General features: G+C 70.0%; 14 protein-coding genes. 7 read left to right on the top strand and 7 right to left on the bottom strand.

Annotation, left to right across the window (positions count from 1 at the left end; translation table 11 throughout):
* Nucleotides 1-6: 6 nt before the first annotated feature.
* The 7 genes from VGJ24_RS10985 to VGJ24_RS10955 form a co-directional block, all read right to left on the bottom strand.
* Entirely contained in the window at nucleotides 7-1,461 is a 1,455-nt protein-coding gene (locus VGJ24_RS10985; protein WP_331500622.1) for a cation:proton antiporter, read from the bottom strand.
* Between the two features lie 109 nt (nucleotides 1,462-1,570).
* Nucleotides 1,571-1,867: a hypothetical protein gene (locus tag VGJ24_RS10980; protein ID WP_331500621.1), complete on the bottom strand. Its 297-nt coding sequence runs from the start codon at nucleotides 1,865-1,867 to the stop codon at nucleotides 1,571-1,573.
* Between the two features lie 128 nt (nucleotides 1,868-1,995).
* On the bottom strand, nucleotides 1,996-2,352 hold the full coding sequence (locus tag VGJ24_RS10975) for a YciI family protein (RefSeq protein ID WP_331500620.1): 357 nt from the start codon (nucleotides 2,350-2,352) through the stop codon (nucleotides 1,996-1,998).
* A gap of 51 nt (nucleotides 2,353-2,403) precedes the next feature.
* The gene (locus VGJ24_RS10970) at nucleotides 2,404-3,177 is read right to left on the bottom strand and encodes a glutamine amidotransferase (protein WP_331500619.1); all 774 of its coding nucleotides are present in this window, start codon (nucleotides 3,175-3,177) and stop codon (nucleotides 2,404-2,406) included.
* Nucleotides 3,170-4,411: a MurT ligase domain-containing protein gene (locus tag VGJ24_RS10965; protein ID WP_331500617.1), complete on the bottom strand. Its 1,242-nt coding sequence runs from the start codon at nucleotides 4,409-4,411 to the stop codon at nucleotides 3,170-3,172. Before VGJ24_RS10965 ends, VGJ24_RS10970 begins: the two co-directional genes overlap by 8 nt.
* A 49-nt stretch (nucleotides 4,412-4,460) precedes the next feature.
* Nucleotides 4,461-5,450, bottom strand: a complete 990-nt coding sequence (locus tag VGJ24_RS10960) for a kelch repeat-containing protein (RefSeq protein WP_331500616.1) — start codon at nucleotides 5,448-5,450, stop codon at nucleotides 4,461-4,463.
* Complete coding sequence (locus tag VGJ24_RS10955) at nucleotides 5,447-6,499, bottom strand: YncE family protein (protein ID WP_331500615.1); 1,053 nt, start codon at nucleotides 6,497-6,499, stop codon at nucleotides 5,447-5,449. The genes VGJ24_RS10960 and VGJ24_RS10955 overlap by 4 nt, the downstream gene beginning before the upstream one ends.
* Nucleotides 6,500-6,848: 349 nt before the next feature.
* Here VGJ24_RS10955 and VGJ24_RS10950 point away from each other — a divergent pair, with 349 nt between their 5' ends.
* The 7 genes from VGJ24_RS10950 (at nucleotide 6,849) to VGJ24_RS10920 (ending at nucleotide 13,206) form a co-directional block, all read left to right on the top strand.
* Nucleotides 6,849-7,667, top strand: coding sequence for a hypothetical protein (locus VGJ24_RS10950; protein ID WP_331500614.1), 819 nt, complete (start codon nucleotides 6,849-6,851; stop codon nucleotides 7,665-7,667).
* Nucleotides 7,668-7,677: 10 nt separating this feature from the next.
* Nucleotides 7,678-8,133, top strand: coding sequence for a hypothetical protein (locus tag VGJ24_RS10945; protein WP_331500613.1), 456 nt, complete (start codon nucleotides 7,678-7,680; stop codon nucleotides 8,131-8,133).
* 10 nt (nucleotides 8,134-8,143) lie between these two features.
* Entirely contained in the window at nucleotides 8,144-9,298 is a 1,155-nt protein-coding gene (locus VGJ24_RS10940; RefSeq protein ID WP_331500612.1) for an MGDG synthase family glycosyltransferase, read from the top strand.
* On the top strand, nucleotides 9,295-10,035 hold the full coding sequence (locus tag VGJ24_RS10935; RefSeq protein WP_331500611.1) for a polysaccharide deacetylase family protein: 741 nt from the start codon (nucleotides 9,295-9,297) through the stop codon (nucleotides 10,033-10,035). The genes VGJ24_RS10940 and VGJ24_RS10935 overlap by 4 nt, the downstream gene beginning before the upstream one ends.
* A 113-nt stretch (nucleotides 10,036-10,148) precedes the next feature.
* Nucleotides 10,149-10,664 carry a PadR family transcriptional regulator gene (locus VGJ24_RS10930; RefSeq protein WP_331500610.1) on the top strand — a complete coding sequence of 172 codons (516 nt, stop codon included), beginning with the start codon at nucleotides 10,149-10,151 and terminating at the stop codon, nucleotides 10,662-10,664.
* Nucleotides 10,622-11,395, top strand: a complete 774-nt coding sequence (locus tag VGJ24_RS10925) for an ABC transporter ATP-binding protein (RefSeq protein ID WP_331500609.1) — start codon at nucleotides 10,622-10,624, stop codon at nucleotides 11,393-11,395. Before VGJ24_RS10930 ends, VGJ24_RS10925 begins: the two co-directional genes overlap by 43 nt.
* Nucleotides 11,392-13,206 carry an ABC transporter permease gene (locus VGJ24_RS10920; RefSeq protein ID WP_331500608.1) on the top strand — a complete coding sequence of 605 codons (1,815 nt, stop codon included), beginning with the start codon at nucleotides 11,392-11,394 and terminating at the stop codon, nucleotides 13,204-13,206. The genes VGJ24_RS10925 and VGJ24_RS10920 overlap by 4 nt, the downstream gene beginning before the upstream one ends.
* Nucleotides 13,207-13,250 lie beyond the last annotated feature (44 nt).

The raw sequence follows: 13,250 nt of genomic DNA, 5'->3' as shown, positions 1-13,250 counted from the left end.
CGCCGATCATGCGGAGCGGAAGAGCCCCTCAGCGAGAGCCGCGTCGGCCGTGATCGCGAGCACCTCGTCGCCTGGTTCGAGCACGGTGGCCCCGTTGACGCGCACCATGCTGCCGGCTCGGCTGACGACGCTGACCCAGACGTCCTCGTCGAGTGGGAGGTCCCGCAGGGTTGTGCCGGCCGCAGGCGACCCCGGCTCGACGACGTACCGCTGGAGCCCCTCGGGTCTGTCGCGGAACCGCATTCCCATCGCCCACGGCTCGGGATCTACCACGCGCATCGGGATCCGCCACGCTCGGGCGAGCGCCGGCACCAGACCGCCTTGCACCACGACCGAGAGCAGGACAGTGACGAAGATGATCGAGTAGAGACGCTCGGCCCCGGGCTCGCGCTCGGCGACGATGTAGGTGCCGAGCAGGATGGGCACCACGCCCTTGAGGCCGGCCCAGAGTACGAACGCACGCTCGCCGAGGTGCAGCTTGACCGGCCACAGCACCAGGCCCACGAGCACGGGGCGGACGATCAGAGCGAGCAGTGCTGCGATACCGAGAGCAGTCCATCCTCGGCCGTGCCCGATCGCCGTTGTCAGCGGGATGGAGAGTCCCAGGATGGTGAAGGCCACGATCTCCGCGAGGCTCGCCAGCCCGGAGGCGAAGTGCTCGATCTCCCGCTTGTACGGCGCTCGGGTGTCACCGACCATGATGCCGGCGAGCAGGACGGCCAGGAAGCCGGACCCGTGCGCCAGGGTGGTGACGCCGTAGATGAGGAGCGCGAACGCAATGGTCCGCAACGGGTACAGCGCCTCGTTCGGCAGGGGGAGATGTCGAAGGAGCCAGCGCAGGACGTGACCACCGGCGAAGCCCCCGAGGAGCCCGATGCCCATCTGCAGCGCGAACTCCACGCTGCCGTGTGCGATCGCTCCTGGCCCACCGCCACTCGCGCTGAGGATGGCGACCATCAGGGCGATCCCGACCGGATCGTTGGTCCCTGCCTCGCCCTCCAGCAGGGTGCCCGTCGTGCCGGTGACCTCGCGCCGGCCCAGCACCGAGAAGACGGTGGCCGGGTCGGTGGGCGCGAGGGCGGTCCCGAGCAGAAGGCTCGCTCTCCATCCGAACCCGAAGAGGGCGTGCGCGCCGACGGCGAGCCCGAGGCCGGTCACGAGCGTTCCTGCCACGCCCAGCCACAACACCCGGTCGGCCACGGGGCGGAAGCGGGACAGCCCGATGTGCATCCCACCGTCGAACAGGAGCACGACCAGGGCAACAGTGACGATCCGTTGGTCGACCTTGATGCTCAGGGACCCGAGGTCGGGGAACATGTCGGCCGACACCGAGGCTGCGAGTAGGAACAGCGCAGGGCTCGGAATCTGGGTCAGAGCCGTGATCCTGCTGGAGCCCACCGCGAGCAGCAGTGCGACCGCTGCCACCACGACCACCAGCGCGAATGAAGTGACATCGTGCATCCGGGCTCCTGGGGTCGGACGGTCAACGCCGACCAGACTTCCCGGCACACCAGAGAATCACTGTAGTGCGGGCGCCCACCCAGGTGTGTGGTTCCGAGACCTGCCGACCCTACGGTTTCAGCTCCACGAAGAGGACGTGCGTCTCGGTGTCGCCGATGTTGTGCCCCGCGTGCTGCTGCGCCGAAAGCCACATCGCCTGACCGGCCTCGAGCTCCACCTCGCGTTCCTGATCGCCCGAGATCAGCCGACGGCGGAAGCCGGACAACGTGTACATGACGCTGTCCGGGTGGGCGTGCGGCGTGGTGCGGTGTCCCGGCCGGTCCCGGTACTCGAGCACGCGGACCCGGTCGTTCTCGAAGATGACCTGGTAGGACTCGGGATTGCTCACTGCGGGGTCCATGCTCACAAGACGGATTCTGGTGGCGCGGTCGTCATGGCGCAACGGAGGCGGCGCAGCGTCCGCATCTGCCCCACGACAGGTCGACGCCGCCGACACGTGGATCTCGACACCGATGCCAGGAGCCTCTCGCGCCGTCAGAACTCCTTGACCGGGCGGATCTCCACGACGGGGTGAGCTCGGACGAGGACCTGTGCGGTCTCCACGAGTACGTCGTACTCGTCGCAGCTGACGATGAAGAAGCCGGAGAGCTGCTCGGCGGACTCCGCGAACGGGCCGTCGGTGACCAAGGCGTTCGAGTGTGGTCCGCGCCTGATCGTCCGTGCCTGGCTGCTGTCGGTGAGCCCGGCTCCGCCGGTCACAGCGCCACCACGCGCCGCGAGCAGCTGACCGAACTCGAAGTCGATGTCGAAGGTGGCCTGACGGTCGGCCTCGGTGCGGGACACCCGCTCTGCCTCGTTGTCGGCGGGGAACATGACGACGTACTCGGTCATGACGCTTCCTTTCGGTGATGGTCTGGCACCGGGGTGACGAGCAGAGCGGGCTCACTTCGACGTTCGGGGCGCGGAAACTCTACGGCCATCTCCGACCAGGGCTCGTCCGGTGCGATGGCGACGCGGGTCGGCTGCGTCGAGTCGTTCGGCGCGGAGACGTTCCACGGACGCGTCGTCGAAGGCGGGCAGGTCGCCCAACACCTGGCTGAGCAGGAGGTCTGCGAGGGCCGGGTTCCGGATCAGCACGGGGCCGTGCAGGTAGGTCGCCACGATGCTTGCCTGGATGACTCCCTCGGACCGGTGATCGCCGTTGCCGACACCGGTGACGATCCGGGCGAGCGGCCGCGCCTCGGGGCCGAACACGGCGGTGCCTGCGTGGTTCTCGAAGCCGGTGAGCGTCGGGACTCCGGGCAGGTCCTGCGGCTCGGCCACGACCTCGCCGACCGCTCGGCGGGAGAGTCGGCGGCAGGTCACGTCGAGAAGCCCCAGACCAGGGTGCGGGCACCCCTTCGCGTCATCGAACCGGTGCGCCAGCAGCTGGAGCCCGGCGCAGACGGCGAGGCACGGCCGCGATCCGAGCACCGTGACCGCCCGGTGGTCGGCGAGCAGGGAGCGTGCCGCCAGGAGCTGTGCGGAGTCCTCGCCCCCGCCGAGCAGATAGATGTCGCCGTGGCTCGGAAGAGGATCGTCGATCCCGACGTCGATGATCCGGCCGACGACACCGCGGCCGGCGGCACGATGCACCAGAGCCAGCGCGTTCCCCCGGTCTCCGTAGGTGCCGAGGAGCTCCGGATAGACGTGGACGATGCCGATCTCCTCACGCACGACGTACCTCCCGGACGGCGCGGCGGAAGGCCGTGTAGTTGCCGACGACGTCGACAGGACCCGCCGGCAACGTCTCCAGGGCGGCACCGAGCGAGCCGGGCACGTGGGTAGCTGCGACTCCGTCGTGCTGGAGGCGAACGAGGAGATCGGTTGCTCGACGGCCCTGCACGATCACGGTGCGCCCGCCGAGCCCTGCGAAGGACACGTCGTAGATCCACGAAGGATCGCGACCGTCGACCCCCTCGGCGTTGAGGATCAGCACCAGCGGATACGGGTCCCTGCCGATGAGGTCGAGCAGCTCGAGCCACCCGGCCGGGTTCTTGGCCAGCAGGACTCGTACGTCGTGACCGCGCACGCGGTGGTGCTCGAAGCGCCCGGCAACCGACCGCACGGTGCTGAGCCGGGCGGCCGCGTCGCAGGTCGAGAGGAAGCGCACGTGGTGCGCGGCGGCCACGGCGAGGGCCGCGTTCGCGAGGTTGAAGCGTCCAGGCAGCCCCAGCACGAGCGGGATCGCGCTGCCGGCCGTGCGGAGCACGTCGCCGTCGAGCCACCAGTCGGGTTCCGGTCTGCTCAGATCGCACGAGCGGCATCGCCAGTCGGAACCCGACCGCAGGCAGCGGTCGCCGCAGGCCGGGCACACCCACGAGTCGGTCGCCCACGCGGCTCCAGCAGCCACCCAGACCTGCCGGCAGGCGGCGAGTGCCGTCCACACGACGGCAGGATCGTCGGCGTTGGCGATCACGAGTGGCACATCGGTCAGCGCCTTCCGCCAGGCGGAGGACACCGCGGCCACCTCGTGGTGGCGGCTCAGCTGGTCACGCGAGAGATTGGTGAGGACAACAGCCCTTGGCGATGTCTGCCCGACCCCCCACGGAAGCCAGTCCTCGTCCACTTCCAGCACCACCTGGCGGGCGCTGGTGGACCCGAGGACACCGGCGACGGCGACCGCCGTGTTGGCGCCGTCGCGATTGGTCGCCACCGTGGCGTCGTGACCGAGCGCGGCGACGACAAGGGCCGTCGTCGTGCTCTTCCCGTTGGTGCCGCTGACGAGCACGACGCTGCGACCTCGGCTCAGCTCGGCAACGGCGTGGGGCTCGATCGCCAACAGGACGCGGCCCCCGATCACCAGGCCGGATCCGCCACGCAGCCGGCGTGAGAGCACTCCGGCTGCGAGCGCGGCATATCGAGCCACGGCCACCCGGCCGCGGAGCCGCAGCTGGGGGGCGTGCCTCATGACGTCAGTGGTAGTCACCGGATCCTGCCTGCCACCTGACGGATCGTTGTCACCGAAGGGTCACCTCGGTCACCCGATCCGTGACGGCCGGTGTCTCCCCACCGAGCAGCCAGACGTGTCGCCGGTACGACGCGACGGCGGCGTCGCTGACCGGATCGGGCAGGCGACCGGCACTCCGGAAGCGACGCGTGGTCGGGTCGTACCACCACATCCGCCCGGTCTGCCGATCAGGAGCGGTCCGCCCTCCCATCAACAGGATTCGGTCACCGACAGTGACAGCCATCGCGTGACCGAGCGGCCGCGGGAGATGCCCGGCCGGTCGCGTGTGACCGGTAGCCAGGTCGACATCCTGCACCGTGCCGAGCTCCCGACCGGCGACCTCTCCGCCGAACACGTAGACGTCGGAGTGGAGTCGTGCCGTGGCGGCGTACCGGACACCACGGAGCAGCGTCGCGATGGGGCGCGGAGCCGCCCCGCGCGAGAGCCGGAGCACAGTCCTCGGGACGGATTTCCCGTCGTAACCCCCGATGACGTACGGCGAGCCCCGCCACTCCTCCACCGCGAGGTCGGAGCGGGTGGTCGGCAAGTTCCCCACTCGGAGCCAGCGACCGCGCACCCGGGACTGCACGACCGACTGCTCGGTGGCGTTCCCGCCTCCCACCACAGTGGGTGCCCCGGCGACCATGCCCCCGGCGGTGTCGTGGACCGGGACGGCCAAACCAGGAAGCTGTTCCACGCGGCCCGACAGCAGTCCGATGCTCAGCACGCGGCTCGTCGACCTGTCACCGTCCAGGAGTCCCCCGGCCAGGATCACCGAGCCGTGACCTGTCCGGACCACCGCGGCCCTCGCCACCGGGTACGGCAGGCGCCAGCTCGCCGCGTCGACCGAGGCGATCCTGGACGGGAGCGGCGACGTGGTAGCAGGCATCCGAGTGGTGCGGACGCCGTCGGAGGATCGGGGTCCTGCGCTGGACGAGTGGTCACCGCACCCTGCCAGCAGGATCGCGAGCAAGGCGATGGAGAGGAGACTGCGGCTCACCGCATGTTCTCCGTGTGGCCGAGGGAGTAGCGGCCAGGTTGTGGCCACACCGCGATGCCGTGCGGACTTCCGCCGACCGGGATCTTCGCGATCAGCCTCCCGGATCGGGTGTCGAAGCCGTAGACGACCCCGTCGTTGCGGCCCGAGAGCCACAGCGTCTTGCCGTCGGCGGAGACACCCCCCATGTCCGGACTGCCGCCACCCGGGATCGTCCAGGTGTCGACGATCCGGTTCGTCGCGAAGGAGAGCACACTCACTCGTCCGGCACCACGGTCGGAGATGTACAGATCCTTCCCGTTGCGACTGGGATACAGCCCGTGCGGCATCTGCGGCAGCCCGATGGTGCGGCGTTGCCGGAACGTGCGGGCGTCGATGAGTCGCAGCTCGTTGGTGCCCATGTCCGCGACGTAGAAGGTCCGCCCGTCCGGAGAGAGCCGGACGTCCTGAGGCATGCTGCGGCCCATGGTCATCGGTGCCGCGGCCCGCGCGGTCGGATGCGGGTCGAGCTTGAGGACGCCGACGACACGGCGTCCGAGCGTGCTCACCTTGAGCAGCTCCCCCGAGAACTCGCACGACACCACGAAGAAGCGCCCGTTGCCCGAGAAATCGGCGTGGTTGGGGCCGAGGCACCCGGGGTTCTGCACGTCCTTGATCGTGTGGAAGGTGCGGGGGTCTGCGAACCGGATCGTGTTGTGCTGCTCGACCATCACCACTGCCGTCTTGCCGTCGGGGGTGAAGTAGAGGTTGTACGGCCGCGTCATCGAGACCGTGCGCGTGCGGCGACCGGTGCGCGGGTTGATCTCGACCAGCTCGTTGGCGTAGCTGGAGTTCGTGATCAGCGTGCGTAGGTCGTAGGAGGGAACGACGTGCTGACTGAGGTAGCCCGTCGGGATCACGCGCACGATCCGGTGAGTCCGCTGGCTGATCACGGTGACGGTCGACCCTTGCGAGTCGGGCACGTAGAGAAGGCGGGGGTCGTGGCGCACCCGCGGAGCCAGCATCCCCGCACGGGTCCGGGAGTACACGTCGTTGCGGATCACGGGAGGCATGCCTGGGATCCGATGGCGGAACGGCGGGTCCGGCCGTACGTGACGCGGGGCACCCGTACCCGCATTCGTCACCGTGCTGGGGGCGGTGGAGGGGTGGTGAGTCGAGGGCGCCCCGTCGCAGCCGGAGAGCAAGGAGCCCACCAGCGCGAGGATCACGACAGCAGCACGGTGCGGCAGCCGAGCCGCAGAGCATTCCGGACTGACCGCACCTGAACCTCGCGCCGTCACAGAGCCAGCATGCGAGCCCTCGCCTGCCAGGCGCCTGACCACGCCGTTGCCGGCCGGATACGTCGCGCGCTGCCCCTCTTCAGTCAGGTCGATGGCAGATCTCCCAACCATCCTTGGTTGCATGACGACGACAGCCCCTTCCATGAGTGCTCGCCGGATCATGCTCAACAAGGTGCCCGAGGTCACCGTGTACTTCTGGATCATCAAGATCCTGTGTACAACGGTGGGTGAGAGCTTCGCCGACTACATCAACGAGACCCTCGGCGTCGGCCTCACCAAGACCACCCTGCTGTTCTCGGCGGGTCTGATCATCGCCATGGTCGCGCAGTTCCGCCTGAACCGTTACGTGCCCGGCATCTACTGGCTGTCGGTCGTCCTGATCAGCGTGGTCGGGACCCTGCTCACCGACAACCTCACCGACGCGCACGGCGTACCTCTCTGGATCAGCTCCACGGTGTTTGCCGTGCTCCTCGCCGCGGTCTTCTCGATCTGGTACGCCCGGGAGCACACCCTGTCGATCCACACCATCGTCACCACCCCCCGCGAGGCGTTCTACTGGCTGACCGTGCTGGTGACCTTCGCCCTCGGTACGGCGGTCGGCGACTGGACCCTCGAGCTCACCGGCTGGCCCCCGGGCAAGTCGGTGCTCCTCCCGCTGGCGCTGATCCTGGCCGTCCTGGCCGCCTGGAAGCTCGGCATGGGACCGGTGCTCTCCTTCTGGCTCGCCTACATCCTGACCCGCCCGCTCGGCGCCAACATCGGCGACTACCTCGCCTCCCCGCGCGCCGACGGCGGCCTCGGCCTCGGCACCCTCGGCACCAGCGTGCTGTTCCTGGGCACGATCCTGGCGGTCGTGGTCTACCTGACCGTGACCGACAAGGACCGCACCGAGGCCATCGAACAGCGCCAGCAGCGGACCCCCGTCACCGACGAGGTCTGAGGAGCACACCATGGCTGAGATCCGAACCTTCCGCGTGCTGGTCGTGACCGACACCGTCGAGCCCACCAAGTCGCTGCGCGACGCCATCCGGCACCGCGCCGAGAAGGGCGACGTGCAGTTCCGCCTGATCGTGCTCAACCCCGCCCGCGCCGAGCTGCACCCCCTCCATCCGGAGCGCCACGACAAGGCGACCGAGGCCGAGACCAGCCTCCGCTCCGCGCTGGCCCAGCTGGAGCGCGCCGTGCACGCACCCGTCATCGGCTCGGTGTCGGTGCGTCACGACCCGATGGATGCGATCGAGGAGACCCTGTTCGCCGAACCCATCGACGAAATCATCCTCGACGTACCGCCCCACCACTTCTCGTCGTGGCTGCACCAGGATCTCGAGCACCGGTTGGCCCACTTCCAGATCCCGGTGACGACCATCCGGCACGACATTCAGGTGCTTGGCAGGGAGCCCGGGTGACAGTGCCGGTGTGACGTCGCCAAGCCTTCCGACCTCCCTGCTCGACATCTCCGGTGGCAGACGTCGCGTGGCGATCGTCTCGGGCAGCTACGGCGCCGGACATGACGCAGTGGCCCGCGAGGTGGAGGAACGGCTCCGGCTCCTCGGCTGCCCCATCACGCAGTACGACGTAGCCGAGCTGTTGCCTGGCCGGTCCGGGCGGTTGCTCAAGCGCGCCTACTACGCACAGCTCCGCACGGTTCCGGCGACGTGGGGGGCCACGCTGTCTCTGAGCGAGCCGGGCCGCCCCCTCCACCGGGCCGCTATCGGGGCCTTCGGACTCGGCGCACCGCGCGTCAGCCGAGCGGTGGCCGGCGCCGACCTGGTGATCGCCACTCACCCGTTCGCGGCACTGACGCTTGGCCGGGCCCGCGACGCCGGCCTGCTGTCAGCGCCCGTCGTGACCTACCTGACCGACGCCTCGGTCCACTCGATGTGGGTCCACCGCGGGGTGGACCTCCACCTGGCGATCCATGAGGTCGCGGCACGACAGGCTCGGCACTGGGGCGGTCGAACCGTCACCATCTCGCCGGTCGTCCCCACGCAGCCGCCCACCCGTCCTTCCACCAGCGGGGACCCTCTTGCCGGCATCGGCGTGATCGGGCCCCGGGCCCTCGTGACCGGAGGTTCACTGGGCATCGGCGACCTCGCCCGGACTGCCCGCGACATCGCCGGGACCGGGGTGATGTCCCCCGTTGTCGCCTGTGGGACGAACGCTGGACTCGCCCGTCGCCTCCAGCGGGCCGGCATCGCGGCCCTCTCGTGGCGCCACGACATGCCCGAGGTGATCGACGCATGCCAGTGCGTCGTCCAGAACGCGGGTGGTTTCACCTGCCTCGAGGCGCTGTCGTCGGGCACGCCGGTACTGACCTACCTGCCGATTCCCGGCCACGGCATCACCAACGCCGCCGGCCTCGAGCAGGCCGGGCTCGTTCCATGGCCGCGAACACCGGAGGACCTGCGCTCCGCTCTCGAGCTGGCCTTGCTCGTCGGCGGCACGCCGTTGGTCAGTGAGGCACCGTCCGTCGTAGACGTCCTCACCCGCCCGGACTGGCGGGCCCTCGCCGAACCCATCTCCGACACCGCCGTTCAACCCGAGTCGACGAGTCACGAGTCTGTCGCGTGAGCCTGGCCGAGGCTGTCGCGCTCGGCGGGGTGATCGCCGTGGCAACGCCGGCCCTGACCGCGGTCCATCCGCTTCGCCGAGCAGTGACGTCACGGGTGCTTCCTCGTCTGCATGGCGTTGCCCCCGGGGGGCACATCGCCCTCACCTACGACGACGGGCCCGACCCGGCGTCCACCCCGCGGTTCCTCGATCTGCTCGCCGAGCACTCGACGCGAGCCACCTTCTTCCTGCTCGGAGAGCACGTAGTCCGTGAGCCGGCCCTGGTACGGCGGATGGCCGACGAGGGACACGAGCTGGGCGTCCACGGCTGGAGCCACCGTTGCGCGGCGTTCATCGGGCCGCGCCGACTCGCGACCGAGCTGAACCGGACCAAGGACGCGATCGAGCAGGCCGGCGGCCTTCCCGTCCGGTGGTACCGGCCGCCGTACGGCGTGTCCACGACGCCGACCCTGCTCGCCGCCCGGTATGTCGGCCTGACCACGGTGCTGTGGACCGCCTGGGGGGTCGACTGGCGACGTGGCCGTACCGCAGAACAGGTGGTCGATGCCGTCACCCGAGACCTCAGACCCGGCGGGACGGTCCTGCTGCATGACACGGACCGAGCCTCGACACCCGGCTCCTGGCGGACGACGCTGGCCGCGAGCCGGGTCCTGCTCGACCGCTTCACCGCGGCCGGCGCCCACGTCGGCCCCTTGGCGGATCATTGGCCGACCGCAGCCACCGCGCCGGCCGCCTGACCGGACTGGACTCCTTCCTGTCGTGCTGGGGACCAGGTCCCAGAGGGTCAGGACTGGCGGTCGGCGTACCTAACCGTTACTGTCTGAACAGGCTAACGGTTAGGGGTGCTCGGATGCAGCAGGAAGTGGTGTTGGCGCTTCTGGCGAAGGAGCCGTCGCACGGCTACGAGCTTCGCGCTCGGATCGAGCGAGGCCTCGGTCCGCTTGCGGCGGGGTTCAACGCGGGCCAGATGTATGTGACTCTGGGCCGGCTCGAACAGGCAGGCATGGTGACCTCGACTCGTGAGGCGTCGGTGGAGCGCCCGGAACGCCGTACCTACGAGCTCACGGCCGCGGGTCGAGAGCGGGTCGAGGAATGGCTCACCGACGTCACGTGGCCGCGGCCCGATCTGACAAACTTCCACCTCAAGCTGGTCGTGGCCGCCGCGGGTCGGCTGGCCGATCCGGTCGAGGTCATCGCATCCCAGCGGCGTGAGCTGGTACGACGCCTTCGCGAGGCCCAACGGGCGGCCTTGGCCGAACCTGACGGCTCGGACGCCTCGCTGCTGCTCGAGGGAGTGGTGTTGAGGATCGGGGCTGACCTCACGTGGCTCGACGCCTGCGAGCGTTCCTGGGGAGCGGCCCGGTGACCGCCGCCGTACGCGTGCTGGCGCTCGCCAAGCACTACGGCGAGGACGAGGCTTTGATCCGGGCCGTCGACGACGTCGACCTCGAGGTGCCCGCCGGTGAGTCGGTGGTGGTCGTGGGCCCGAGCGGGTGCGGTAAGTCCACCCTCCTTCAGCTCATGGGCGGACTTGACCGACCGACGTCCGGAGAGGTCTGGGTCGAGGGTCGCCGGGTCGACGGGGCCTCGGAGCGGATGCGGGCGCGACTGCGCCGCGACCACGTCGGCTTCGTCTTCCAGGACTTCCACCTGATGGACGAGCTGACGGCGGTGGAGAACGTGGAGCTGCCCGCCCTGCTCGCCGGTACGCCGTCGCGCCAGGCGCGCCGGGGTGCGATCGCACTCTTGGAGGACGTGGGTATGGCCGACCGCGAACGGCACCGCCCCGCCGAGCTGTCCGGCGGGCAGAAACAGCGGGTCGCCATCGCCCGGGCTTTGGTCAACCGGCCCACCGTTCTCCTCGCCGACGAACCAACGGGCAACCTGGACAGCACGGCAACGACCGGGATCCTCCGGCTCTTCGACCGCCTCCGCGCCGGGGGTCAGACCTTGATCGTGGTCACCCACGACCAGAGGACGGCGGCCACGGCCGACCGCATGGTCTCCATGCGCGACGGCGCACTCGTCGAGGATGTCGCACTCCCCTCCACCGCGACGTCCGCCGCCGACATCTTGTCTGTCGGGACGCGAGAGTGAGCCGGCTGCGGTTGTGTCTCCGCCTGGCCGCGCGCGACGTACGTCGCCGGGCCGGGGAGACCGCGCTCCTGTTCACCGCTCTTGCCGTGGCGGCCACCACGCTGACGATCGGGCTGGTGCTCCATGGGCAGACGGCAGCGCCGTACGACCAGACGCGACAACGCACGAACGGTCCGGACGTGGTCGCCGCGCTCTTCCCCGCCCCGAACCAGACCGTCACCCCCACCGACCGGGCACGTCTGAGAGAGGTCGCCGCGCATCCCGAGGTGAGCGCCAGCAGCCGGGCATTCCCGACGACGTGGACCTCGATCGAAGCCCACGGCATCTCCGGGGTCGCCGAGGTGCAGGGCCGCGACACGAGCTCGTCGCCGGTCGACCGGCCCCAGGTCGTCAGTGGTCGGTGGGTCGGTCGCGATGGTGTGGTGCTCGAGCGTGCCTTCGCCCGGGCGATGGGGGTCTCGGTGGGCGACTCCGTCCAGCTCGGTGGACGGGCCGTGCCCGTGGTGGGTATCGCGGTCTCGGCCGCTCTCCCGCCGTACCCCCAGCTCTGCACCATCGGGTGCATCCTGGACCAACCCGGCTGGTTCTCCGCCGAACCGGGCTTGGTGTGGGCGACCCGGCACCGTGTCACCGGACTGGACACTCCCCAGCAGCCGCTCGTCTGGTTCCAGTACCTCGCCCTCCACGACCCGAGCGCCGCACCTGGCTTCGTGCAGCGGTACGACAACGGCGGCCCACCCGCAGGTCGCCCCGAGCTCACCGCCTGGCAGGACATCGCGGCCCGTCAGGCGGAGCAGCTCGCCAACGAGCGCATTGCGGTGGCCTTCGGCGGCACCCTCCTCGTGATGCTCGCGCTCGCAACCCTGGTCGTGCTCGTCGGCGGCCGGATGAGTGACGAGGTACGACGAGTAGGGATGCTCAAGGCCGCCGGTGCGAGCCCTGGGTTCGTCACCGGCCTCCTGCTGACGTCCTACCTGGCGATCGGAGCCGGAGCCGCCATGGTCGGTCTGGCGGTGGGCCGCCTTCTCAGTCCGCTACTCGTCGGCATCAGCGCCGGCCTTCTCGGCCATGTCGGTGGCACGTCCGTGACGTTCACCAATGCCGCTGTCGTGTTCGGCGCGGTGCTCGGCATTGTCGTCCTTGCCGCGGCCGTCCCCGCCTGGCGAGCTGCCCGGACCAGCACCGTGCGCGCACTGACAGACAGCGGACACAGACCCCGACGGCACCGGCTTCTCGTGGCCCTGTCCGCCCGGCTCCCGGGACCAGCGCTTCTCGGTCTGCGACTGACAGCCCGGCGGCTGCGACGTGCCGCGCTCACCGGGTTCTCAGTCGCGGTGGCTGTCTGCGCCGGCACGGTCGTGCTCTTCGCTCAGTCCAGCCTGCACGCCGAGCGAGGGAACGCCGGCGGACCGGCGGACCCACAGGTCGCGCAGCTGCACACGGTGACCACCGCCCTGACCCTGTTGCTGGCGGTGATGGCGATGGTCAACTTGGTGTTCGTGACGCGTTCGACCGCCGTCGACGCACGTCGTGTGCTGGCTGTCGCGCGTACGGTCGGGGTCTCGCCAGCAGAGGCCGCCGTCGCGCTCGGAGTCTCCCAGCTCGTCCCGGCCCTGATCGGCATCGCTGCAGGCTTCCTCGCCGGCGCCGCCCTCTTCCACGCACTGTCGTCCTCACACCCAACGACGCCCGCCACCGCTCAGATCGTCGGCCTTGGCCTGCTCACGGTCGGCATCACGGTGGCTCTGACCGCGATCCCGGCCCGCTGGGAGGCGCGCCGCCCGATCGCCGAGATCCTCCGTGAGAACTGATGGTCCGCGGCCCCGCACGACCAGGCCCCTGGAAGACCGTCGAG

Origin of the sequence: Nocardioides sp., from assembly GCF_036493135.1 — a bacterium.
GTDB lineage: Bacteria > Actinomycetota > Actinomycetes > Propionibacteriales > Nocardioidaceae > Nocardioides.
The sequence above is the reverse complement of the archived record's forward strand: the minus strand, read 5'-3'. Positions and strand labels throughout refer to the sequence as shown.

Coding starts and splice junctions, on each gene's coding strand:
- VGJ24_RS10975 (WP_331500620.1), bottom strand. CDS start 2,352: ATGACCGAGTACGTCGTCATGTTCCCCGCCGACAACGAGGCAGAGCGG.
- VGJ24_RS10965 (WP_331500617.1), bottom strand. CDS start 4,411: ATGAGGCACGCCCCCCAGCTGCGGCTCCGCGGCCGGGTGGCCGTGGCT.
- VGJ24_RS10955 (WP_331500615.1), bottom strand. CDS start 6,499: ATGCCTCCCGTGATCCGCAACGACGTGTACTCCCGGACCCGTGCGGGG.
- VGJ24_RS10945 (WP_331500613.1), top strand. CDS start 7,678: ATGGCTGAGATCCGAACCTTCCGCGTGCTGGTCGTGACCGACACCGTC.
- VGJ24_RS10985 (WP_331500622.1), bottom strand. CDS start 1,461: ATGCACGATGTCACTTCATTCGCGCTGGTGGTCGTGGTGGCAGCGGTC.
- VGJ24_RS10950 (WP_331500614.1), top strand. CDS start 6,849: ATGACGACGACAGCCCCTTCCATGAGTGCTCGCCGGATCATGCTCAAC.
- VGJ24_RS10930 (WP_331500610.1), top strand. CDS start 10,149: ATGCAGCAGGAAGTGGTGTTGGCGCTTCTGGCGAAGGAGCCGTCGCAC.